18 protein-coding genes and 2 pseudogenes are annotated in these 23,968 nt (G+C 68.2%); 12 read left to right on the top strand and 8 right to left on the bottom strand.

Annotated features, from left to right (window positions below; all coding sequences use genetic code 11):
• Positions 1-59: 59 nt before the first annotated feature.
• Positions 60-716: pseudogene (locus AB0959_RS05345) on the bottom strand (response regulator transcription factor); the annotation flags it as partial.
• A gap of 261 nt (positions 717-977) precedes the next feature.
• Here AB0959_RS05345 and AB0959_RS05340 point away from each other — a divergent pair.
• Positions 978-2,240 (top strand): histidine kinase, encoded by a 1,263-nt coding sequence (locus AB0959_RS05340; protein ID WP_366824942.1) that lies wholly within the window; start codon positions 978-980, stop codon positions 2,238-2,240.
• Positions 2,241-2,251: 11 nt separating this feature from the next.
• Here the strand turns inward: AB0959_RS05340 and AB0959_RS05335 are convergent, their stop codons facing one another.
• Positions 2,252-2,938 (bottom strand): response regulator transcription factor, encoded by a 687-nt coding sequence (locus AB0959_RS05335; protein WP_366824941.1) that lies wholly within the window; start codon positions 2,936-2,938, stop codon positions 2,252-2,254.
• A gap of 438 nt (positions 2,939-3,376) precedes the next feature.
• On the opposite strand from AB0959_RS05335, the gene AB0959_RS05330 reads away from it, so the two are divergent.
• Together AB0959_RS05330 and AB0959_RS05325 are read left to right on the top strand one after the other, a co-directional pair.
• Entirely contained in the window at positions 3,377-4,906 is a 1,530-nt protein-coding gene (locus AB0959_RS05330) for a hypothetical protein (RefSeq protein ID WP_366824940.1), read from the top strand.
• Positions 4,907-5,108: 202 nt separating this feature from the next.
• Positions 5,109-6,626 (top strand): hypothetical protein, encoded by a 1,518-nt coding sequence (locus AB0959_RS05325; protein WP_366824939.1) that lies wholly within the window; start codon positions 5,109-5,111, stop codon positions 6,624-6,626.
• A gap of 145 nt (positions 6,627-6,771) precedes the next feature.
• Here the strand turns inward: AB0959_RS05325 and AB0959_RS05320 are convergent, their stop codons facing one another.
• Complete coding sequence (locus AB0959_RS05320) at positions 6,772-7,404, bottom strand: TetR/AcrR family transcriptional regulator (protein WP_366824938.1); 633 nt, start codon at positions 7,402-7,404, stop codon at positions 6,772-6,774.
• Positions 7,405-7,818: 414 nt separating this feature from the next.
• On the opposite strand from AB0959_RS05320, the gene AB0959_RS05315 reads away from it, so the two are divergent.
• Entirely contained in the window at positions 7,819-8,883 is a 1,065-nt protein-coding gene (locus tag AB0959_RS05315) for an AI-2E family transporter (protein WP_366825217.1), read from the top strand.
• A gap of 220 nt (positions 8,884-9,103) precedes the next feature.
• Here the strand turns inward: AB0959_RS05315 and AB0959_RS05310 are convergent, their stop codons facing one another.
• Complete coding sequence (locus AB0959_RS05310; protein WP_366824937.1) at positions 9,104-9,745, bottom strand: TetR family transcriptional regulator; 642 nt, start codon at positions 9,743-9,745, stop codon at positions 9,104-9,106.
• A gap of 434 nt (positions 9,746-10,179) precedes the next feature.
• On the opposite strand from AB0959_RS05310, the gene AB0959_RS05305 reads away from it, so the two are divergent.
• The 8 genes from AB0959_RS05305 (at position 10,180) to AB0959_RS05270 (ending at position 18,188) form a co-directional block, all read left to right on the top strand.
• On the top strand, positions 10,180-10,851 hold the full coding sequence (locus AB0959_RS05305) for a short-chain dehydrogenase (protein WP_366824936.1): 672 nt from the start codon (positions 10,180-10,182) through the stop codon (positions 10,849-10,851).
• A 143-nt stretch (positions 10,852-10,994) separates the two neighbouring features.
• Positions 10,995-11,117, top strand: coding sequence for a hypothetical protein (locus AB0959_RS05300; RefSeq protein WP_366824935.1), 123 nt, complete (start codon positions 10,995-10,997; stop codon positions 11,115-11,117).
• On the top strand, positions 11,114-12,316 hold the full coding sequence (locus AB0959_RS05295) for an FAD-dependent oxidoreductase (RefSeq protein WP_366824934.1): 1,203 nt from the start codon (positions 11,114-11,116) through the stop codon (positions 12,314-12,316). Before AB0959_RS05300 ends, AB0959_RS05295 begins: the two co-directional genes overlap by 4 nt.
• Positions 12,317-12,388: 72 nt before the next feature.
• Positions 12,389-13,606, top strand: coding sequence for a cytochrome P450 (locus AB0959_RS05290; RefSeq protein ID WP_366824933.1), 1,218 nt, complete (start codon positions 12,389-12,391; stop codon positions 13,604-13,606).
• A gap of 70 nt (positions 13,607-13,676) precedes the next feature.
• Complete coding sequence (locus AB0959_RS05285) at positions 13,677-13,871, top strand: ferredoxin (RefSeq protein WP_366824932.1); 195 nt, start codon at positions 13,677-13,679, stop codon at positions 13,869-13,871.
• A 98-nt stretch (positions 13,872-13,969) separates the two neighbouring features.
• Positions 13,970-15,187 (top strand): cytochrome P450, encoded by a 1,218-nt coding sequence (locus tag AB0959_RS05280; RefSeq protein WP_366824931.1) that lies wholly within the window; start codon positions 13,970-13,972, stop codon positions 15,185-15,187.
• A gap of 186 nt (positions 15,188-15,373) precedes the next feature.
• Positions 15,374-16,549: a cytochrome P450 gene (locus tag AB0959_RS05275; protein WP_366824930.1), complete on the top strand. Its 1,176-nt coding sequence runs from the start codon at positions 15,374-15,376 to the stop codon at positions 16,547-16,549.
• A 79-nt stretch (positions 16,550-16,628) separates the two neighbouring features.
• Positions 16,629-18,188: an AMP-binding protein gene (locus tag AB0959_RS05270; protein WP_366824929.1), complete on the top strand. Its 1,560-nt coding sequence runs from the start codon at positions 16,629-16,631 to the stop codon at positions 18,186-18,188.
• Here the strand turns inward: AB0959_RS05270 and AB0959_RS05265 are convergent.
• The 4 genes and pseudogenes from AB0959_RS05265 to AB0959_RS05250 form a co-directional block, all read right to left on the bottom strand.
• Positions 18,106-18,907, bottom strand: a pseudogene (locus AB0959_RS05265) (response regulator transcription factor). The gene AB0959_RS05270 and the pseudogene AB0959_RS05265 sit on opposite strands and share 83 nt — an antisense overlap.
• A gap of 704 nt (positions 18,908-19,611) precedes the next feature.
• Positions 19,612-20,271, bottom strand: coding sequence for a response regulator transcription factor (locus AB0959_RS05260; RefSeq protein WP_366824928.1), 660 nt, complete (start codon positions 20,269-20,271; stop codon positions 19,612-19,614).
• Entirely contained in the window at positions 20,268-21,578 is a 1,311-nt protein-coding gene (locus AB0959_RS05255) for a histidine kinase (RefSeq protein WP_366824927.1), read from the bottom strand. Before AB0959_RS05255 ends, AB0959_RS05260 begins: the two co-directional genes overlap by 4 nt.
• 143 nt (positions 21,579-21,721) lie before the next feature.
• Positions 21,722-23,938, bottom strand: coding sequence for an MMPL family transporter (locus tag AB0959_RS05250; RefSeq protein ID WP_366824926.1), 2,217 nt, complete (start codon positions 23,936-23,938; stop codon positions 21,722-21,724).
• Between the last annotated feature and the right edge of the window lie 30 nt (positions 23,939-23,968).

Here is a 23,968-nt window from a genome sequence, read left to right as displayed (position 1 = left end):
ACTGCGTCGCCGACTGGATCCAGGACCCGGTGGTTCTGTCCTTCGAGCACGCTCTGGCCCGGGCGGACCAGCCCGCTGTCGTAGGCGAAGATGACGGCCTGGACACGGTCGCGGGCGCCTACCTTGCCGAGGAGTCGACTCACGTGGGACTTGACGGTGGATTCGGCCAAGTTGAGGTCGCCGGCGATCTCGATGTTGGTGTGCCCGGTGGCGACGGCGGTGAGGATCTCACGTTCGCGGTGGTTGAGTGCCGCGAGCCGGGCGGCTTGCGTGGACAAGCGGATCCGGCCGTCGAGGAACGAGTCGGCGAGTTCGTGAGCGAGGCCAGGTGTGAGAACGGAGTGTCCGGCGGCCGCCGCGCGCACACTCGCGATGAGGCGGCCGGGCAGAACGTGCTTGAGGAGCAGGCCGTCCACTCCGGCGCGTAAGGCGGCGTGGGCGTGTTCGACCAGGTCGAAGGTGGTCAGAGCAAGGACACGGGAGCCGTTGCCGGAGTGGACGATGCGGCGGATGGCCTCGATGGCGTCCACGCCGTCCCCGGGGCGGATGTGCATGTCCATGAGGACGACGTCAGGTTTGAGTCGGGCTGTCTTGTGGACGGCATCGGCGCCGTCGGTGGCCTCGCCGGCGACCGTCATGTCGGGCTCGCTCTCCACGAGTGTGGTGAGGACGAGACGTTGCAGGGCCTGGTTGTCGGCGATGAGGACGCTGGTCATGCCGTGTGTCTCCCATGGAGGGTGGGCTGAGGGTGAGTGGGAGGCTGGGGGCCGGGGCGCGTCCTCCGGAATGTGTGAGGTGTCCGAAGGCCTGATCCGGCCCTTCGGGCTGGGGCTTGCCGACCGCTCGAAGGCGGGATGCTGCCGCCATCCTGGGCGGGCCGGCCACCGGTGCACGTCGGCCGTTCGTCCCAGATGGGCACCGGGCGTCGGCCGTTCGGCCGACATCAGCCGTCGTGCGTCTTTCGTAGGCTGCCCCATGTGGAACCCGATGCGCCCCTCTCCGCGAAGGTCCAGCGCCTCCTCATCGCGGGCGTCTGCGCCATATTCGTCCCTGTCTGGCTGCTGGACTGGTCGCGGCTGGTGTACAGACCGATCGCGATCGACTCGGTCACTGTCTGGCTGACGACGCTTGTCTCCGGGCCGCTTGCCGCGCTCGCTCTTGTGCGAATGGACCGACATCCTTCGATCGGCTGGCGCGCGGGCGTTGCGGCCGTGCTGTCGACGGCCCTGACGGTTTGGGCACCCGCGGTCCCGTACCGGCAAGGGCCCGTTGTCTGGGGGGCGCTGGAAACCCTCGGCCTGCTCGTGCTGATCACGTTCACGGTGCAGCGGGTGGCACGGCCGGGTGGAGCCTTCGGTCTGGGGGCGGCGCTCGGGATCTCGGTGGTTCTGCATCCGCTGCGTGTCTCCGGCGACCCGCGGACCCTGGGTACCTGCTTCGCACTGCTCATCTGTGTCATGGCCTTCACCAGCCTCGGTGCCTACCTGCGGCTGCTGCAGGCGCGTCGGGCCCGCGCGATCGTCGAGGTACGGCAGGGCGAGCGCCTGGAACTGGCCCGGGATCTGCACGACTTCATCGCCCACCACGTCACCGGCATGATCGTGCAAGCCAACGCGGCTTTGGCGGTGTACCAGACCTCGCCGGACAAGGTCGAGCCGATCCTGAACAACATCGCCCGGTCCGGTTCGGAGACACTGACGTCCATGCGGCGGCTGATCCATGTCCTGCGCGAAGAGGAACGCGGAGGCCCACGCCCGGGCGAGCTCGTGACCGAACTGGGGCGACTGGTCTCGGACTTCTCAGCGACGGCGGCTTCGACCGGCGCCGGGCCGAGAACAGGGCAGGTCCGGCTCGACATCTCGGCTGCCGCCCGGGCGCTACGACTGCCCCCGGAGGTGGAGACCTCCGTCCATCGCATGGTGCAGGAGGCCCTCACCAACGTACGTCGTCACGCTCCGGGAACAGACGTGACGGTGCGCCTCGACGCCGACCACACTCGGCTGCGGGTTTCCACCCTGAACACGGCCCCTGCTCGTCGTTGCTCACCTCCCGCCGGAGGCCGGGGCGGACTCGGTCTGGTCGGTCTGCGTGAACGGATCGAAGCCGTCGACGGGACCCTGACCGTCGGCTCTACGCCCGGTGGTGGCTGGCAGACGACGGCGACCTTCCGACTGGTATCCGCCGTTCAGGACACGGCAACGCCATCGCCGAACGAGTACCTGCCTGCGAAGCGCTTCTGAGGCGCGGTCCGTCAGGTCGGCTCAGCTGCCGAGCGGACGACACAGTTCTCCCAGGCCCAGGCCGCAATCTCCACGCGGTTGCGGGCGTCGAGCTTGCCCTGGATCCTGCCCAGATACGTCTTGACCGACGACAGGGACAGGAACAACTCGGCGCAGATCTCCTGGTTGGTACGTCCGACTGCCACCAGCCGTACGATGTCCAGCTCCCGACCGCTGAGCACACCCCGAACCGGCCCCGGCGGCGTGGCGGTTCGCTCGTGTTCTTCCAGCCTTCTCAGCAGCCGCGCTGTCACCGCGGGCGAGACGAGTGCGTCGCCACGGGCGGCGGCCCGTACCGCCTCGACCAGCAGGGCCGGAGAGGCGTCCTTGAGGAGGAAACCGCAGGCGCCGCTGCGCAGCGCGGAAGCGACGTAGTCGTCCTGGTCGAAGGTCGTGACCAACACCACCTTGAGCGGATCGACCACCCCCGGGCCGGCCAGCAGTCTGGTCACCTCGATTCCGTCGAGCCTCGGCATTCGGATGTCGACCAGACATACGTCCGGGCGTAACCGCCGGGCGGCACCAACGCATTCGGCACCGTCGGCGGCTTCCCCCACCACATGCACACCGGGCTGCGCCTCGAGGATCAGCCGGAACCCCGTACGCACCAGGTCCTGGTCATCGGCGACAAGAACGCGAATATCGGTGGTGGCGCTCACCCGGCCGATCCTTTCATACGCCACGTGCCCAGGCGTGGCCGCCCTTCAATCAGGCACCTGTGACAATTCCTGCCTGACCACAACCACTGCGGTATGGCACTCCGAGTGCCTTTCGTGATGAAGATGTGAAGGATTTCGGATTCGACGGTACTCCGGTGCCGACGGCGTTCATGCGGGGGATGTGTATTCCGCGCTGATGTCCAACTGGGCTTGCCTGTAGGCCACTTGGGCCGCTTGCATCGACATTGCAAGGCCGCGATGAACCGACTCTCGGCGGCCTCTTCTTCCACCCGGCGACCGCCGTCTCGGTCGTTGGATTCGAAAGTGAGCCTCTAGTCGAATGAAGGGTGAAGTATGTTCACGACCACTGCGGGAGACAGGCAGAGCACTTGCCGTCGAGTTCCCCCTGTCGTTGTCTCAATAGCCATCGCGACGGTGATGGCGACGGCCGGAACGGCTTTCGCGGCGCCTTCCGCCTCCACACCGTCGCCCATCGAGAGCACCCAGGACCCGTCCGTCGGCCCGGATTTCGTCGGAACGCCGGCCGAGGCGCAGCCACTGGACCCAGCACCGACGATCCAGCCGGAGGTGGGGACGCTGCATGGTGACGGCGGAAACACCAAGGCGTTCAACGGACCCGGACCACTCGGCTCGGACCTCCAGGTGTCCAGTGCGTCGATGGAGCCCACCGTGTTCCTGTGGTCCCCCGACGGCCGCCTGACCGGGACCGAATCCCCTCTGCTGTCCAGCAAGCCCGGCTCCGCTGTGACGGCCCTTGATCCCAAGACCATGGCCGAAAAGGCGCGGTGGGAGGCTCCGGAGGGGCAGACGCTCAACGTGTACGTCTCTCAGCGGGCCGACGGGACCGTGCTGGCCAGCTCGCGGGAGGGGCAGATCACCGTCCTGAAGCGCGAGGACACCGCCGACGAGACCACCTTTACCGAGCAGAAGACCTACGACCTGGCCGCCGTGGGGCTTCTGGAAGACGGCCAAGGGCTACTCGCCACGGCGTTCGACGAGACGGGCAACATCTGGTTCACCCTGGGAGGAGTCGGCAACCTCGACCAGTCCACGGTGACCTCCACCAAGCTCGGGTACCTCGACGGCGAGGGCAAGGCTCATGCGCTCGACGTCGAAGGCCAGAGGGTGGAGAACGGCATGGCCGTGCAGGGCAACACCGTCTACGTGAACACCAGCCCCGCCGGAACGAGCGACCACGCGGACGCCGAGGGCTACTTCTACGCCCTGACCGCCGGCACCGGCGAGTCGCCCGAGGTCCTGTGGCGGCAGACCTACGACGCCGGTGACGACAGCAAGCCTCCCCACTTCTCCCGGGGTTCAGGAACCTCGCCCACCCTGCTCGGCGACAGGTACGTCGCCATCACGGACAACGCCGACGACCAGGTCAACGTCGAGGTGTACCGGCAGGAGCCCGCCGGGGAGGGCGAGTCCCAGCGGGTGTGCAGTGTCCCCGTGGGCGGTGAGAACCCCAGCGGCGTCGACAACGCCATGGTCGGCTACGTCGACGGCGGCACTTCCAGTCTCCTGGTCCAGAACACCTACGGCGGCCCGTCCTTCTATCAGGGCGACGACGACATCGACGGCTCCTGGAACGACATGAGCGCGATGCCGGGCGGAATGCAGCGCATCGACATCAGCGACGACGGCACGTGCAGCATCAAGTGGAACAACGCCGACAAGCTGAAGGCCATCCCCGTGCTGTCCACCGAGACCGGGCTCGTCTACGGCTATGGGCAGGAGCCTGACCTGGCGGCAGACGGCACGTACGTCTGGTACGCCGAAGCCATCGACTTCCGCACCGGCGAGACCGTGTGGAAGAAACGCGTCGGCGCGGGTGGCCACTACAACGACAACTGGCAGATCGGCAGCCTCGGCCCGGACGGCACCTTCTACCAGACGGTCGAAGACGGCGTCGTGACCTTCCGGGACGGCGACTCCGCCAGCTGAAACTCCAGCGTGTAAAGGGCCGGATCCTCGCCGAGCCCACCGTGCCGTCGGCAGCGGACGTGCCGACCTTGCTGCCAGCTTCGACAACGAATCATCTTCTGCAGAGAAAGATCGTGTCATGTCTGTAATGACTACGGCGGGAATCACCCATAAGGCCTCGCGTCGAGCTTCCCTCTTGGTTCCCGCGGCCATTGTGACGTTGATGGGAATCACCGGAGTGGCTGTCGCGGCGCCCGCCGCCTCGCCGTCTCCGATCGAGAGCACCCAGGATCCGTCTGCCGGACCGGACTTCGTCGGTAGCGCGGCCGAGGCCCAGCCGCTGGCTTCCCCGCCGGTGTTCGATCCGCAGGTTTCGAATCTGCACGGCGACAGCGGCAACACCAAAGCCTTGGACCGGCCCGGACCGCTCGGATCGGACCTGGAGGTGACGAGCGCGGCCATGGGTCCTACGCCGCTGCTGTGGCTTCCTGACGGTCGGCTGACCGGGGTGTCCGCGGACTCCGAGTCCGGTCGGTACGCGATCACCGCCCTGGATCCCAAGACGCTGGCATCGACCGCCAGTTGGGTGGCTCCCGAGGGGCAGACCCTTAATGCCGCGTACATGTACCAGAAGACCGACGGGGAGATCCTCGTCAGCTCCAGGGAGGGGCATATCGACGTCCTGCAGCGCGAGGACGACGACTCCGGCACGACCAAGTTCACGGTGAAGCGAGACATCGACCTCGCTGCCAAGGGAGTCCTGGGCGAGGGAGAACAGTTGCTCACCAGTGCCTTCGACTCGGAAGGGAACATCTGGTTCTCCACGGGACGCGTCGGCGACGTCATCAGCGACAGCGCGACCTCCGCCACCATCGGCTATGTCGACGAAAGTGACAAGGCCCGCGCACTCCACCTCGACGACCAGGTGGTGGAGAACGGCCTAGCGGTGAGCGGCACCACGGCCTACGTCGTCACCGGTCCGGCCGGCGAGAACGACCACGCGAACGCCACTGGACAGATGTACGCACTGGGTCCTGGCAACGACGAGACGCCCGAGATCCTCTGGGACGAGACCTATGACGCAGGGGACGCCTCGAAGCCCGGAGGCTTCGCCAGGGGCTCCGGCACCACGCCCACCCTGCTCGGAGACCAGTACGTCGCGATCACGGACAGTGCCAACGACCAGGTCAACGTGCGTGTATACCGCCAGCAGGCCAGCGGCGACAAGCCCCAACTCGTCTGCACCGCCCCTCTGTTCTCCTCCGGCGCCAGCGCCACCGAAATCTCCATGGTCGGTTACGTCGGCGACGGTACGGCCAGCCTCGTTGCTCAGAACGCCTACAACGAGCCGCCGATCAACTATCCCGCCGACGACGGTCCTGACAACGACATGAACGGGATGTCACCGGGAGTCCAGCGCATCGACGTCACGTCCGACGGCAAGTGCGAGACCAAGTGGAACACCCCTGAGAGGATCAAGAGCGTCCCGGTCCTCTCCACCCAGACCGGCCTGATCTACGGCTATGGCCAGGACGCCGAAGCGGCCGCGGACGGAACCTACGTCTGGTACGTGGAGGCACTCGACTTCCGCACCGGCGAAGTGGTGTGGAAGAAGCGTGTCGGCGCCGGCGGCGGTTACAACGACATGTACCAGGCTGGCAGCCTGAGCCCCAGTGGCACCTTCTACCAAGGCGTCACGGACGGCGTCGTGACCGTCAAGGACGGCGGCGGCTCCGAGTGACCTCCCCCGTGCCGCCGATGAGGTGGCTCGGGCGGTAACGGGTCATCCTCCGAACCGTGGCTTGAAGGCCCGCACCGTAGGCGGGCCTTCAACTGCTGCATGAGGCGCGTGGAAGGAGGGCTGTACGAGACGTCGACTGCTCAGCTCAAGGGCGGGAACTGTCGAGCGGTGGGCGGGGCGCAGGGATCGGGAGGCCGTCGCGAACCTGTGCCAGGCCGTCACGGACCAGGTCGGGCAGCGCGCGGTCGGTCTGGTCGCTGGCCCAGATCTCGATGGATGTTCGGAGCACGGCCGCCAGGACGGAGGCCAGCAGGCGGGGGGTCATGTCGCCTTCGGCGTCCATGCCGGTGCGCTCGGCGATGATCTCTGCGATCTGCTGGTTGACCCGCTCGTACGTGACGAGGTGCTGGGCCCGCATCCCCGGGTTGTCGCCAACGGCGCGCATCAGTACCGCGATGTCGTCGCGCTCGCCGATGAACGCGGAGACGAAGGACGGGAGTACTTGGGTCAGGGAGTCCCACAGCGGCTCGTCCGAGGGCCTGGCCCGCATGGTGTCGACGAGGGAGGTGCCCTGCCGCACCAGTCCGGCGAGGATGGCTTCTTCACGGCTGGCGAAGTAGTTGCGGAAGGTCCGCGGCGAGACGTTTGCCGCCTCGGCGATGGCCTCCGGGGTTGCTGCGTCCAGCCCCTGCTCGACCATCAATGTCCACGCCGCGTGGCTCAAGGCCGCACGTGTGGCCAGCTTCTTTCGTTCCCGCAGGCTCACCTCGACCGTCATGGTGGCTACTATCAAGGCTCTTTGCCAAGTCTGCAAGATTTCCCAGTTGGCAAGATTGCGACGGAGCTCTACGCTGAGCCACGCCGATCGTCGGCGCGGGCTTGTTCCTGCAAGGACGACATTCAAGGCACTGCGTCGTCGCACCGGAATCCGGCCTGCCGGCGATCCATGACATGACGGCGGCCTCAGTTCGATTCTTCGGAGTCCACCCGGCACTTGACCAGGCTTCCGCAGCCCGCGCCTCGTCTCGCCGGTCCGGCTCAACGTCACGAATCCACAGTTGAGTAACGGCCGCTGAGCGGCCGTGTGTGAGCGGAGCGGGAACAGATGAGCAGTCGTACGGGAGATCCTCGCAGCACCGGCTCGGGCCGAGCGGGCTACGCGCACACTCTTCTGCCCGAGCCGGCTCGCCGCATGGCCGCGTGGAGCGCGCTGGTGCTCCTGCTGAGCGGGGTCGTCTCCCTGATCGTGTGGATCTGCATCACGTTCCAGGCCGTCGTCACGCCGATTCTGCTGGCGCTGCTCGGCGCAGCCCTGCTCGGGCCGCTCTACCGGCGGCTGGTGGCGATGCGGCTGAACAAGTCCCTCGCCGCCGGGCTGACCTGCGCCGCGGTGTTCCTGGTCATGGGCGGGGCCGTGTACATCGTGGTCACCGCCCTGATCGACACCGGGGACCAGATCCTCTCGTCGTTGCAGGACGCGGCGCAGTCGCTCGGTGAGAGATTCGAGGTGGCCGGGACCTCCCTGGACGACCTGGTGACGTACGCGAAGGACCTGCTGGGTGACTTCGGCGGCACCGCACTGTCCGGCGTCATGAGCGGCGTAAGCCTGGTCACCGAGATGATCACGGCGGGGGTCCTCGCGATCCTCCTGCTGTTCTTCTTCCTGCGGGACTCCGACAAGGCCGTCGCCTCGTTGCACGCGCTCGCTCCCCGCGGCTCGGGACAGACGTTGGAGGCGATGGCCCGTCGCGCCTTTCAGGCGATCGAGGGCTTCATGCGGGGCACCACGATCGTGGCCTTCATCGACGCCGCGTGCACGGCCGTCGGCCTGGTGATCCTTCAGGTGCCCAACGCCATCGGACTCGCGGCGCTGGTGTTCATCGGTGCGTACATCCCCTACCTCGGTGCTCTCCTGTCGGGAGCGGTCGCGGTTCTCGTCGCGTTCGCGGACGGAGGCCTCGGCACCGCGCTGTGGGTCCTCGGCATCGTACTCGTCGTGCAACTCATCGAGGGGAACGTGCTCCAGCCGATGATCCAGAGCCGCACGGTGCACATGCACCCGGCCGTGGTGCTGGTCACGCTCACGGCCGGCGCCTCGGTCGCCGGAATCCTCGGCATGCTCCTTGCCGTACCCCTGACCGCCGCGGCGTTCGGGGTGCTCTCGGAGATTCGGGCGCGGTATGCGGAAGAGGAGAAAGCGCCCGGCGCGGAAAAGCAGGCAGGCTATGCGGGAGGCCTTCCCGCTGAGCCGGTATGACCCGGCAGTCCGCTCTGGATGGTTCGGGCCTGCCCTCGATGGCGTCGGTCCGAGCGGGCCGGCATGGATCTCGGCCGTAAGGGGTCCGCTCACCGGCGGAGCGGACCCGGACGTGGCGCTCTGCTTCCGGCCGTCGTTCGTTGTTCCCGTGCGGTCGCCGACACCCCGTCGAACCGGTGGCCGTCCTCGATCCCGCAGACCGTGTTCGGTCCGCCGAGGGTCACGCCTCCCGCGCGAACGGTGCCTGCCACAGCGCGACGATCGCGTCGATGAGGCCAGCGGCCGCGTCGCTCCAGTCGGTCCGGTACGCGGGAGTGCCGTCGGCGAGTGCCCGCTCCAGTTCGACGCTCATCTGCACGATGAGGTGACGGGCCATCAGAGCGCGTTCGAGTTGCACCCTCGTCGGCATGCCGGGCGTGCAGCGGTTCAGTCCCTCGGCCAGCTCGTCCAGTGAAGGGGAGCGGACGAGGGACTCCTCGAACAAGATCGCGTGGAGCGCTGGGTCCGCCGTGACCTGGGCCATGAACCGTGCGTACCAGGTGGGGCTGCTCAGGGATTCCAGGTGATCGGTGACCGGCAGCACCATGCAGGCGACCCAGTCCCGCAGCCCGGCCGAGTCGTCGAGTGCGGCGATCATGCGTGACCGATTACGCTCCATCTGCTCGGCGTGTATGCGGGCGATCGCGCGGATCACGTCGCCCTTCGTGCCGAAGTGGTACGCGACCGCGGCGTTGTTGCGCTGCCCGGCGGCTTCGCTGATCTGGCTGTTGGCGACGGCGTGCACACCGCGCTCGGCGAACAGCCGCTCTGCCGCGGTCAGGAGTGCGTCCCGCGTCGCGCTGACCTGTTCCTCCCGGCTCATCCTGGGCCTCACGGCCATCACCCCCAGCGGGACGTCGCACCGCCTGTGGCGCCCGGTCCCGACGGCCGCCACAGGTCCCCGCCCGGTCGGCGAGGGTGAACGGGGGGAAGCCTACGCAACGCCGGCCGGGCTATGACCTGCGATTGTCCCGGCGCGGCGGGTCATCACGCTTCTCCGCCTCGTGGTGGAGCCGATCTTGCTTGAATCGACAGCTTCTCCCTGCTAGTTTAATTAAACGCGTTCAATTAATCGAACCCGTGTCAGTCCCCGCTGTCTCTCCTCAACCCCCGTGCCGGAGAGGCAGCGGCACCCCCGCCCCCACTCCGTTTGCTCTGGACCACCGCTTCGGTCCTGGGACGGCACGTCTGACGGGCGGCCGGTCTCTGACGGCATCGGGTGCGCGTTCCACTGCGTGCCCGGCGAAAGGAACAGGCATGTCGCAGGACGTCGCAGTGGTCATCGGCGTGGGCGGGATGGGGCAGGCCATCGCCCGCCGTATCGGTCCCGGCACCCATCTGCTCCTTGGGGACTTCAATGAAGAGACCCTGGATGCGGTGACCAGGCAGCTGTGTGATGAGGGCTATGAGGTGACCTCCGCGGTGGTCGACGTCGCCTCGCGTGAATCGGTGCACGCCCTCGCCGGGCGGGCAGACTCTCTCGGCCCGGTCCGTCGGCTGCTCGAAGAGTTCGGGGCCCTCGTCGCTCCAGGAGGGGCCGCGGTGGTGATCGCCAGCTTGGCTGCCCACGGCTACCCGCCCATCCAGGGCTCGGAGGCTCCGCAACTTTCCACCGCGCCGGCTGGCGAACTGCTGTCTCTGCCGATCACCGCCCCCGAGAATTTCCCAGCCTCCACCCACGCCCACGGCTTCGCCAAGCAGGCCAACCTGCTGCGGGTACAGGCCGCCAGTACGCCCCGGGGAGCCCGGGGAGCCAGAGTCAACACGGTCAGCTCCGGCATCATCGCGACCCCCGCCGACATCGCCGTGGCCACCGACTTCCTGCTCAGTCCCGGCGCCGGTTTCATCTCCGGTACCGACCTGCCGGTCGACGGCGGGGTCACCGCCGCGTTGCGCTCCGGGCGGCTCGAGCACCTCGGCCTCGCCTGACCCTCAGCACGTGGTGCGGAGAGGGGCCCGGCCGTGTGGGAGCCGAGACGTATCAACCTCGTGACAGAGACGCGAACTCGGTGGGCCACCCGTCGGGGCGGGGTTCCGGAGCCATTCGATGCGATTCCAGCAAGGAGAGTTGGGTGAAAGTGGAAGTCGACGCTCCCACACGTGTGGCCTGCGGGCAGCGCGAGCGTCTACGGGACGGCGTCCCTGAGTCGGCCACGGTCTGCACGGCTGTCGCCCTCGATCTGGTCACATCGTGAACAGGATCGTGATCATCGGTGCCTCGGCGGGCGGACTGGCCACCGCGGAGGCGCTGCGCCGGATGGGGTACCAAGCGACCATCACACTCATCGGCAGTGAGCGGCACCCGCCCTACGACCGACCGCCACTGTCGAAGCAGATCCTCACCGCGGAGTGGGAGCCGGAGAGGCTTCCGCTGCGTCGCAAAGAGGACATCGATGCCCTGGCGCTCGACATGCGTCTGGGCGTGGCCGCGACGGGACTCGACACAGGCGCCAGGACCGTGAACCTGGCAGACGGCACCGAGGTGCCGTACGACGGGCTGGTCGTCTCGACCGGGGTCCGTCCCCGCCGCCTGCCGGGCACCGAGGGCCTGGCCGGGGTGCATACGCTGCGCACGCTCGAGGACGCGCTGGCGCTGAAGGAACGGCTGGTTGCGGGGCGGCGACTGGTGATCGTCGGCTGTGGGTTCATCGGTGCCGAGGCGGCCGCGGTCGCCCGAGGGCTCGGGATGGAGGTGACGGTGCTGGAGTCGGCCCCGCTCCCGCTGGCGCCGGCGGTCGGGGAGCACGTCGGCCGGTTCCTGGCCCGGATCCATCGCGACGAGGGGGTCCGGCTGCGCACCTCGGCCAACGTCGCGGGCGTCGACGGCGACGGCAGCAGAGTCACCGGTGTCGGCCTGGCCGACGGAACCGTCCTGCCGGCGGACGATGTGCTGGTCGCCATCGGCTCCCTGCCCAACTCCGAGTGGCTGACCGGCAGTGGGCTGACCGTGCAGAACGGTCTCGTCTGCGACGAATTCAGCGCCGCCGCACGCGATGTGTACGGGGTCGGTGACGTGGCGCGCTGGTACAACCCGCTCTTCGGCACGGCGATGCGCATCGAACACCGCACCAACGCCGCCGAGCAGGGCATGGCCGTCGCCCGCAACCTGCTCAACCCGGAAGCGCGACGGCCGTTCGCACCGGTGCCGTACTTCTGGTCCGACCAGTACGGGATGAAGATCCAGGCATACGGACACCTGCGTGGGCACGACGAGGCGCTCGTAGTGGGGCGGGACCCGGCACGGCGCCGCCTTCTCGTCGCCTACCGCACCGGCGACCGGCTGGTCGGTGCACTGGCCGTCGGCATGCCGCCGAAGCTGTTGCGCACCTGGCGTGCCCTCATCGCCGCCGGCACCGCCTGGGAGCCGGCCGTCGGTGACCTGGCCGTCCCCTGACCCCGACCTGCACGGACACCGCTTCTCCCAAGGCGGTGCGAACACATCCCCCACACCCCCACAGGAACGTCGATGACTACTTCTTCCCCCACCGATGACCACACCGACCTTCCCCGCTTCCCCGGCACGCGTGAAGGACGCTGCCCCCTCGACCCGCCCAAGGAGTACGCCGACTGGCGCGCGGCGGAGGGCCTGCAGCGGGCGACGTCGCACGGAGCCCCCTTGTGGGTGGTCAGCCGGCACGAGGACATACGGGCCGTTCTGAACGACTCGCGCATGAGCGCGGACGACACACGTCCCGGTTTTCCCGGCGGACCAACCGCCGGGTCGGGCCCCCAGGGATTCCCGCGTATGGACGACCCGGAGCACGCGCGGTTGCGCAGGATGCTCACCGGGGACTTCACCGTCAGGCGTGTGGAGCGGATGCGCCCGGACATCCAGAAGATGGCGGACGGCTTCATCGACCAGATGACCGCCAAGGGCCGGTCGGCCGACCTCGTTCGTGACTACGCACTGCCCATCCCCTCGCTGGTGATCTCGCTGCTGCTCGGCGTGCCCTACGACGACCACGAGTTCTTCCAGAAGCACAGCGGCACCCTGAACGACATCAACGCCCGAGAGGAGGAGAAGCAGGCGGCCAAGGGCGCGCTCCTCGGCTATCTGATGCAACTGGTGGCGCGTAAGGAGCGTGAACCCGGTGACGACCTCATCAGCCGCCTGATCGCCGAGAGGATCACCACCGGTGAGCTCTCGCGTGAGGAGGTGGCGATGAACGGGATGATCATCCTGTTCGCCGGGCACGAGACCACATCCAACATGATCGCCCTGAGCGCGCTGGCCCTGCTGGAGCACCCCGATCAGCTGGCCCGGGTCAGGGACAGCGACGACCCCGCCGTGATCGCCTCGGCGGTCGAGGAGCTGCTGCGCTACCTGACGATCCCTCAGGACCACATCTGGCGCATCGCGGTCGAGGACGTCACCGTCGGCGGGCAGCTCGTCCGGGCGGGGGAGGGGCTGTCGCTGAACCTGTCCTCCGGCAACCGTGACACGGCGTTCATCGACCGGCCCGACACTCTGGACGTGGACCGCAACGCCCGCGGTCACGTGGCCTTCGGCCACGGGGTCCACCAGTGCCTGGGCCAGAATCTCGCCCGCGTCGAACTACAGATCGCGCTGCCCACGCTGCTGCGCAGGCTGCCAACACTCCGCCTGGCGAAGCCGCTTCAGGAGCTGAGGTTCCGGCACGACATGGTCACCTACGGCCTCCACGAACTGCCCGTCACCTGGTGACATCCCCCGGCCGGCCTCCGCGTCGGCACCCGTGCCCCATCGCAGAAACAACCCGAGCAAGGAGAGTTCCGTGAAAGTAGAAGTCGACGTCCCCAAGTGCGTGGCCTCCGGGCAGTGCGTGCTGATCGCGCCCGAGGTCTTCGACCAGCGCGACGAGGACGGCATGGTCGTGCTCCTGGACGAGACACCGCAGACGGATCTTCACGAGGCCGTGCGTGAGTCGGCCATGGTCTGCCCCGCCGCCGCCATCCACCTCGCGGAATAGCGGTTCGAACTCCCGGACACGCGGGGGCGACCGGACCCGCTCTCCAGAGCACGCTCACGGCGCCCCCAGCGTCTCCCTTGATCCCCTAAGGAGCATCCATGACCAACCCGCCCCTCACCCGCGATCACACCGACCTTCCCGACTGCCCCGCCCCACGTGAAGCACGCTGCCCCCTCGACCCGTCACCCGTGTACGCCGACTGGCGCCGGGCGGAGGGTTTGCAGCGGGCGACGTGGCACGGCGGGCCGGTGTGGGTGGTGTCCCGGCACGAAGACATCCGCGCGATCCTGGGTGACGATCGCTTCAGTGCGGACTACCTGCGCCCCGGGTTCCCCGGCATGAGGCTCGGTGGGAACGAGCCCCCGACCTTCCCTCGTATGGACGACCCCGAGCACGCGCGGATGCGCATGATGCTCACCGGGGACTTCACGATCAAACGCGTGGAGCGGATGCGCCCGGACATCCAGAAGATCACGGACGACTTTCTGGAGCAGATGATCACCAAAGGGCAGCCGGCCGACCTCGTCCACGACTACGCGCTGCCGATCCCGTCGCTGGTGATGTCCCTGCTGCTCGGGGTGCCCTACGACGACCACAAGTTCTTCCAGACCAACAGCCTCCTGATGCACGAGAGGACCGCCTCGGACGAGGAGAGGCGGGCGGCCCATGCCACGCTCTTCGGCTACCTGCTCGATTTGGTGGCGCGCAAGGAGCACGAGCCGGGGGACGACCTCCTCAGCCGCCTGATAAACGAACGGGTCACCACGGGCGAGCTGACCCGTGAGGCGGTGGCGATGAACGGCCTCATCCTCCTGATCGCCGGCCACGAGACCACCGCCAACACGATCGCCTTGGGCAGCCTGGCACTGATGCAGAACCCCGACCAGCTGGCCCGGATCAGGGACACCGACGACCCGGCCGTGCTCGCGCGGGCGGTGGAGGAACTGCTGCGCTATCTGTCGGTCGTCAACGACAATGTCGTACGTCAGGCCACCGAGGACGTGACCGTCGGCGGGCAGCTCATCCGCGCCGGAGAGGGCGTGTTCCTCGACCTGCCTTCCGGTAACCGTGACACCGCCTTCCTCGACCGGCCCGACACCCTGGACCTCGACCGCAACACCCGCGGCCACGTCACCTTCGGCTACGGCGTCCACCAGTGCCTGGGACAGTCCCTGGCGCGCGTGGAACTGCAAATCGCGCTGCCCACCCTGTTCCGCAGGCTGCCGGGCCTCCGGCCTGCGGTGCCCCAGGAGGAGCTGACCTTCCGTCACGACACCGCCATCTACGGGCTCCGGGAGTTTCCGGTCGCCTGGTGACACCGAAAGAACACATGCTCGGCCGCCGGAGCAGCACGTCCCGCGATCGTCTTCCTGGCCTCCGACGCCGGCGCCGAACATCCCTCAGCCGGAACATCCCGTTGCCACGGGCCTCCGTGGTGGCCGACCGCCCAGGAGGAAACAGTGACCAGCACCATTGATGCAGCCGCAGTTCCGGAGTTTCCGATGCCGCGGGCGGAAGGCTGCCCCTTCGATCCGCCTCCGGGTCTGTACGGCCTGCAGGAGGAGGGTTCGCCGACGCGGGTCCGGCTGTGGGACGGCAGCACTCCATGGATCGTGACCCGCCATGCCGACCAGCGGGCGTTGCTGGCCGATCCGCGGGTCAGCGCCGATCCCCGCCGCCCCGGCTTCCCGAGCGCCTTTCCGATCACCTCGAACGTGGCGAGTGCGGCAGGGTTCGTGATGATGGACGATCCCGAGCACGCGCGGTTACGGCGCATGGTGACCGCGCCGTTCGCGATCAAGCGGATCGAGGCAATGCGGTCCGCCGTGCAGGAGATCGTCGACAAGCTGATCGACGACATGCTGGCAGGACCGAAACCGGTCGACCTGGTGGAGGCGTTCGCCCTGCCCGTGCCCTCGCTGGTGATCTGCGGCCTGCTCGGGGTGCCGTACACCGACCACGATTTCTTCCAGCGGAACAGCAAAAGCCTCATCATGCGCGAAACCTCGGGCGATGAGCGGAAGGAGGCCACCGGGCGGCTGCTCGATTACCTGGACCGCCTGGTCGGGGAGAAGCTCGACACCCGGGGCGACGACCTGCTGTCCGGGCTGACCGAGCGGATCAAGACCGGCGAGATGTCCCGCAAGGAAGCGGCCATGACCGGTGTGCTGCTGCTGATCGCCGGCCACGAGACGACCGCCAACATGATCGCCCTGGGCACGTTGGCCTTGCTGGAACACCCCGGCCAACTCGCCCTGCTGCGCGACACCGACGACCCGAAGCTTGTGGCCTCGGCGGTGGAGGAGATGCTGCGCTACCTGAGCATCATCCAGGACGGACGGCGCCGCGTGGCCGCCGAGGACATCGAGTTCGACGGCCTGACCATCCGGGCAGGTGAGGGCCTGATCATGGCCAACAACATCGGCAACCGTGATCCGGACATCTTCACCGAGCCCGACCGGCTGGACATCCGACGCGACGCCCGCCGCCATGTGGCCTTCGGCTTTGGAGTGCACCAGTGCCTCGGTCAGCCCCTGGCACGCATGGAACTCCAGGTTGCCTACAGCGCCCTCGCCAAACGAATCCCCACTCTGCGACTCGCCACGGATCTGCACCGCATCCCCTTCAAACACGACGCCGCCGTCTACGGCGTCCACGAACTCCCTGTCACCTGGTGATCCGGTGCGACAGCCGGCCAATCGCGTGCGCACCTGACGCGCAGCATCAGCTTCAGCCCCCCACGAACGAAGAAGGACCATGGACAACACAAGTGCCGACGAGAACTACACCGTCAAAGTGCTGGAACGCCTGCAGGAGGCAGGCAGCCGTGATGCGATCGCCGCCGGGGAGCGGCGGATCAGCGGTACCGAGGCCGCCGACACGGTCCTGCGGTTTGCCGAGGCACTGAGGAACACAGGTCTGAGGGAGGGCGACGGTGTGGCGCTCTTCGTCGAGAACTCGCCCGAGGCGCTGCTGCTGGAGCTGGCCGTTCACTTCGTGGGCTGCCGGTTGGTCTTCGTACCGATCGGGCCCGGCGACAGCGAGGTCGAAGCACTGATTCGGCGTGCCGATGTCACGGTGCTCTTGTTCGATCCTGTCTTCGAGGAACGGACCCGCCGGATCGCCGACCGAACCGTCGCTCCCCGCCTCCTCAGCATCGGTGCCTCCTCGATCGCGGCCGACTTCCTGGAGTCGGCCGCGGACGGCACCGGTCTCTCCCTGCGCGATGCCGCGGCCGGACGCCATGTGGCGACGCTCTTCTACACCGGCGGTACGACCGGCGTGCCCAAGCTGGTCACCCACCGTGGCGGCTACTACAGCGCCGTCCTCCGTGTTGCGCCACGTTTCGCCGACGGGGTTTCGCCTGATCCCAAGATGCTGATCTGCACGCAGATCACCTACATCAGCGGTCACATGGGTCTTCTGGTGGGCCTTCTGAGTGGTCACACCGTCGTGCTGCTGAGGACGTTCAGTGCCGGCACCGCCCTGTCCGTCATGGACAGCGAGCGCATCACCTGGGTGCTCCTGGTGACGCCCATGCTGTACGAGTTGCTCGACCATCCGGACTGCCGCGCTCATCGTTTCCCGGCGTTGAGGGCCCTGAACTACGGCGGTTCGGCAACCGCGCCGGCCCGAATCCGACAGGCGATCGAGCGTTTCGGTCCCGTCCTGTACCAGATCTACGCGGCGACCGAGAACGGCATTGTCACCCAACTCACCGCACAGGAACACGACTTGGCGATGCCTGAGTCCCTGACCGGCTGCGGGCGTCCAGGCCCGGGAGTCGAGCTGGATCTGCGGGACGACGACGGCAAGCCGGTGAAGGCGGGACAGGTAGGCGAGCTGTACGTACGCAGTGCGAGCGTCATGGAGAGCTACTGGAAGGACCCGGAGCGTACAGCGGAGGTGCTGGACGAGGACGGCTGGTTCCGCACCGGCGATCTCGCTCGCCAGGACGAGAACGGATACCTGTACCTGGTCGACCGTGTGCGCGACATCATTGTGACCGGCCGCGCAGCCGTTAACGCCTACCCTCGCCTTCTGGACGACTTCCTCGCATCACTCCCCACCATCAAGGACGCGGCCACCATCGGCCTGCCCGGCGACGATGACAGGGAGACCGTGCACGTCGTCCTGGTGCCGCAGGACCCCACCGACGTACCGGACTTCGGGCAGCTGACCCGCCAGATCACCGACGAGCTGGGGGAGCTCTACACACCCGTCTCCTACTCGATCAGCGACTCCCTTCCGTTGACCACGATCGGTAAGGTCGACAAGAAGGCCCTGCGTGCGGCTCTGCTGGCGGCTCGCGCCTAGGAACGACGAATCCGCCGTCGTCCGCCGGCGCCTCGTCAGGACAGCCGGCCCGGGTTCGGACCGTGGTCCGGAAGCCGACGCCGCGTACACACTCGATGCGCAAGGCCTCGCCGAGTTTGCTGCGTAAGGCGGCCACATGCACATCGAGTGTCCTGGTCGAGCCGAACCAGTTGGTGTCCCAGACGGCCGCCATGATTGCTTCCCGGGGGGACCAACACCTCCAGCTGGTCGGTGAGGAACACCAGTAGGGCGAATTCCTTGGGACGCAATGCGACTTCGGCCCCGTCCACGAAGACACGCTGCGCGCGTCGGTCGACAGTCATCCGCCCGCGAACGTGGAGTCCCGCGGCCACGGCGGTGGTAGGCACGCGTGGCCGTCTGCGCTGGACCGCCCTCATACGGGCTATGAGCTCGCGCATCAGGAACGGTTTGACCAGGTAGTCGTCGGCGCCGAGTTCGAGGCCGACGACTTTTTCGGTCTCGCTGCCGCGTCCACTGATCATGATGAGCGGCACATCGCTGCGCACCCGTAGCTCGCGGCAGACGTCCAGCCCGTCGATGTCCGGCAGGCCGAGATCCAGCAGGACCATGTCCGGCTCGGGCGCGGCGAGCGCGGCCTGCCCGGTCGGCATCCACGTGACGTCGTAGCCGTAGCGGGCCAGGCCACGTCGCACGACATCGGCGGTGGACTGGTCGTCCTCGATCAGCAGTATGTGCACGGGTTTCACCTCAGGATTGGCGAGAGTGGCCGGAAAGTCGGCCGGACGAGTGCGTCACACCGCGGTCGGGCCGACAGGTGGACCGCCTCCGGGCCCGTGGCTTTCTCACCTACCACGGTCATGTCCGGGACCTTCAGAGGACTGCCTGGTTATCGATGACGTGCTTCCTGGCCCGGGGCGCCTGGCGCTTGGGTTCGCCCAGTGCGGGAGATCCGGTTGCCGGAGGTGCTGATCCTCCGGGCTGTCTCCTCGTCCCCGTACCCCTTCGTGCGGGGGCACTGTTGCGGAGATGCCCTCGAGGTTGGCCGCTGCCTCGGCAAGGGCTGGGGCTGCCGAGAGCCGGGCGGGGCTGGTGCCGTTGTCGGGGTGCGCGTCACCGCGGCTCACGTCGCGGAAGTCCGGGGTGTTGTCGTAGCCCGTCGGCCTGCCGGTCTGATCGGGTAGGCCTGCGCCGGAAGCGCAAGAGTCGCCCAGAGCCGCGTGAGGGTCCTGGAACGTCGAGGTGCCATCGCTATCGCCATCACCGTTGTCGTCGCCGGGCTCTGTGACAGCGATGACGACGAGCAGTACGCCAAAGAGCAGTGCTCCGGCCATGCCGGCGGGATCCAAGAGTCCCATTGCTGTGTCCTGTCCTTGTGTGGGGGGAAGTGGTCGGCTGCGGGACATGAGCGGTGGGGACTGCTGGGGAGCGAGGGTGCGCCTGGTCAGGCAGGCCGGACCAGTCCGGCGTCGTACGCGAAGATCACGGCCTGGACTCGGTCGCGTGCGTCGATCTTGGTGAGAATGCGGCTGACGTGGGATTTGACCGTGGATTCGGCGATGTAGAGGTGGTCGGCGATCTCGGCGTTGGTGGCGCCGGCGGCGAGGGCGGTGAGGACCTCGCGTTCGCGTTCGGTCAGCTGGGCGAGCCGGTGTTGGTGCGCGGTCCCCCGTTTGTCGGTGAGGCGCTGAGTGTAGGTGTCGATGAGCTTGCGGGTGATGCCGGGGGAGATGACGGAGTCGCCGGCGGCGACGGCGCGGATGCCGACGACGAGTTCGTCGGGGCGGGCGTCCTTGAGGAAGAAGCCGCTGGCTCCGGCGCGCAGCGCCTCGTAGGCGTACTCGTCGAGGTCGAAGGTGGTCAGGACCAGCACGCGGGAGCGGCCGCCGGACTCGGCGATGCGGCGGGTGGCCTCGATGCCGTCCATGCCGGGCATCCGGACGTCCATGAGGACGACGTCGGGGCGCAGTTCGGCGGCCATACGGACCGCTTCGCTGCCGTTGGTGGCCTCGCCGGCCACCGACATGTCGGGCTGGGCCTCCAGCAGCATGCGGAAGCCGAGGCGTTGCAGGGTCTGGTCGTCGACGATGAGGACGCTGGTCATGCGAGCGGATTCTCCGGCTTCTCCCGCTGCTCGTGGGACGGGGCGGGGGTGGTGGGGATTAGGCGGACGCGGACGCTCCAGCCTCCGTGCTGGTTGTGGCCGGCGGTGATTTGGCCCTGGTAGAGGGCGGCGCGTTCTCGCATGCCGACCAGACCCTTGCCCCCGCCGCTCGTCCGAGTGGTGCGCGGCGGACCGGTGTCGTCGACGGTGACACGGATGGCGCCGGCGTCTGCGGTGAGGGTGATGGTGACGCTGGTGTCGAGGGCCGCGTGCTTCAGGGTGTTGGTGAGGGACTCCTGGACGATGCGGTAGACGGCGAGCTGGAGGCCGTGGGAGAGGCCGGTCAGGTCGCCCTGCGTGTGCAGGGCGACGCTGGGGCCGGCGGCTCGGAAGCGTTCCAGCAGAGCGTCGAGGTCGCCGAGCCCTGGCTGCGGGGCGAGCGGTGCCTCCCCGTGCGGGACGTCATCGGTGCCGATCACCGTGAGCAGCCGGCGCAGCTCGCCGAGGGCGTCGCGGCCGCTGTCGGCGATGATGCGCAGGGTGTGGGTGCCGTGCTGCGGTTTGGACTCGGACAGGGCGGCGGCGCCGTCGGCGAGGCCGACGATGACGGCGAGGGTGTGGCCGAGGATGTCGTGCATCTCCCGGGAGACGCGGGCGCGTTCCTGGGCGGCGGCCAGGTGGGCCTGCTGGTTACGGTCCTTGTCAAGGGCGGCGATGACGGTGTTGACCAGTCGTCCGGCCAGGCCGAGTCCGGCGAAGGCGCCCATGGCGGCGATGGCCAGAAGGGTGATCACCTCGGGGCGGGTGGCGTAGTGGCGCTGGCCACCGGTCCAGTAGGCCGAGGCACAGGCGACGAGTTGCGCGCAGGTGATGCCGTAGGCGACGGCCAGTTGGCGGGGGCTGCCGCGACGGCCGACGTTGTACAGGGCCACGGCGCGGGCCGCGTCGGCACCGTTGAAGGCGTTGAGGGTGATGGCCGCCACGGACACCGCGGTGGTGGCGATGAAGACGAGCATGGGCCGGCGCTCGCGCCACAGCATCGGCACGGTGAAGGCGAAGGTCAGCGCCATCTGGATCGGCCATTGGGCGGTGTTGGCCGGGTTGAACAGGGAGGGGATGCCCAGTGTGGCGCACAGGACGGGAACACCCCACCGGCGCACCCAGGGGTGGGCCTGGTCGGCCAGCCGCCAGCGGGCCAGCCGGGCGATGATCGAGACGATCACCTGTTGCTCGGGGTCGCTGATCAGCGGCACGAGGATCCGGGACTGCCGGTCGGGACCGGCGGCCGGCGCGGACGGTGCGGTCACGGTGTGCGCCCTTCATGGTGCAGGCGGGGCCGTCCGCCGGTCCCGGGGGAGTGGACCGGCGGACGGGGCTCGGGGGGAGGCGGACGGTGGCTGGGGGGCCGCCGCGGTGTGGATCGTGCGGTTGTCGCGGCGGCCGGTGATGGTCAGCCCTGCCGTGTCGCAGTGGCGGGCGCCGGCTCCTTCGACACTTCCCGCGCCTCCAGGACGTGCCGGAGCTTCTCGCCCTCGACGTCCACCGAAGGCATGACCCGGTCGAGCCACTTCGGCAGCGCCCAGGTCTTCCGGCCGACCAGCGCCATCACCGCCGGCACGATGGTCATCCGCACCACGAACGCGTCCAGGAGGACCGCGGTGGCCAGGCCCAGTCCGATCGACTTGATCAGTGCCACGTCGTCGAGGAGGAACCCGGCGAACACGGAGATCATGATGACGGCGGCGGCGCTGACGACCCGGGCGTTGTGCGTGAACCCGGAGACGATCGCCGGGGTGGGCTCTGCCCCGTGGACGTACTCCTCCCGCATGCGGGTGACGAGGAAGACCTCGTAGTCCATGGCGAGGCCGAAGACGACGCCGATCAGCAGGATGGGCAGCATGCTGATGATCGGCGCGGTCTGGTCGACGCCGAAGATGTCCTTGAGCCAGCCCCACTGGAAGACCGCCACCACCACACCGAGGGTAGCAACCACGCTGAGCAGGAAGCCGAGGGCAGCCTTGAGGGGGACCAGGATGGAGCGGAAGACCAGAAGCAGCAGCAGCAGGGCGAGCCCGACGACGATGGCCAGGTAGGGGATCATGGCGTCGCCCAGCTTCTGCGACACGTCGATGTTGACTGCGGTCGTGCCGGTGACCATGAGGTCGGCGCCGGTGTCCTTCTTCAACTCGGCACTGTGGTCACGGATGGTGGTGACGAGGTCCTTGGTGGCCTCGCTGCTGGGGGAGCTCTTGGGAATCGCGGCGATCAGGGCGACGTCGCCGGCTTGGTTGAAGTTGGCGGGGCTGACGGTGGCGACATCGTCGAGCTTGCCGATGAGGGTGCGCGCGTCCTCGGCGGCGGCCTTCGGGTCGTGGCTGCTGCGGGCGTCGACGACGACGGTCAGCGGGCCGTTGAAGCCGGGTCCGAAGCCCTTGCTGAGGGTGTCGTAGGCGATTCGCTGGGTCGAGCCCGGGGCGTTCATGCTGTCGTCGGGCATGGTCAGCTGCAGGTCGGTGGCCGGAAGGGCGAGGACGCCGAGGCCGAGGACGGAGACAACGAGCATCTTGGCGGGGTTGCGGGTGACGAAGCGTCCCCAGCGCGTGCCCATCGTCTCGCGCTCGCCGCGCTCCTCGGCGCGGTGCCGCTTGGTGGTGAGTTTCCCCTTCATGATCCGCATCCCGGCGAAGCCGAGGATGGCGGGCAGCAGCGTCAGGGCGATCACGACGGCGACGGCGACCGCGAAGGCGGCGGCCAGGCCCATCGTGGTGAGCATCTTGATGCCGATGACGCTCAGCCCGGCCAGCGCGATGATCACGGTCAGGCCGGCGAACACGACGGCGGACCCGGCGGTCCCCAGCGCCCGCCCCGCGGCCTCCTCCGGATCGTGCCCCTCCCGGATCTCACCGCGGTACCGGGAGACGATGAACAGCGCGTAGTCGATCGCCACAGCGAGGCCCAGCATCAGCGCCAGCGTCGTGGAGGCGGAGGACATGGAGACGAACTCGGTCGCGATGGTGATGCCGCAGACTGCTCCCACGACCCCGGCGATCGCGGTGAGCAGTGGCAGCCCGGCCGCCAGCATCGACCCGAAGGTGATCACGAGGACCACTGCGGCGACGACGAGCCCGACCAGCTCCGCGGCCTTGTTGCTGCTCTTCTCCTGTACGGCGTTGCCGCCCAGGCTGACGCTCAGCCCGGCCTTCTCGCCCTTGTCGGCGACCTTGTCCAGGGCGCCGGAGGCGGCGTCGGTGAGGTCGGCCTTGGGCACCTTGTAGGTGACCTGCGTGTAGGCGATGGTGCCGTCCTTGCTGACCAGTCCGCTGGAGAAGGGCTCGGACACGCTCGCCACCTGGGGAGCGGTCTTCAGCTCGCCGATGAGCGTGCCGACCTCGCTCTTGTTGGCCGCGTCGGTCAGTTTCTGGCCCTTGGGTGCCTCGAAGACGACCCGCGCGGTCGCTCCGCCTGCGGACGCCTGCGGGAACTCCTTCCCCAGCAGGTCGATTGCCTTCTGGGACTGGGTGCCGGGCAGGGTGAAGTCGTCGGTCGTGGTGCCGGAGACACTGCCGGCGCCTATGCCAACGGCGGCCAGGACGATGATCCACGCCATCAGGAAGAGTCGTCGTCGCCGGAAGGCCAGCCGGCCCAGGCGGTACAGGAAGGTGGCCACGGAAGTACTCCCACCAGGAGAAGAGGGTTG

This window comes from Streptomyces sp. NPDC046862, from assembly GCF_040704615.1.
Taxonomy (GTDB): Bacteria; Actinomycetota; Actinomycetes; order Streptomycetales; family Streptomycetaceae; genus Streptomyces.
Note: the sequence above shows the minus strand (reverse complement) of the source record. Positions and strands in the feature narration are given on the sequence as shown.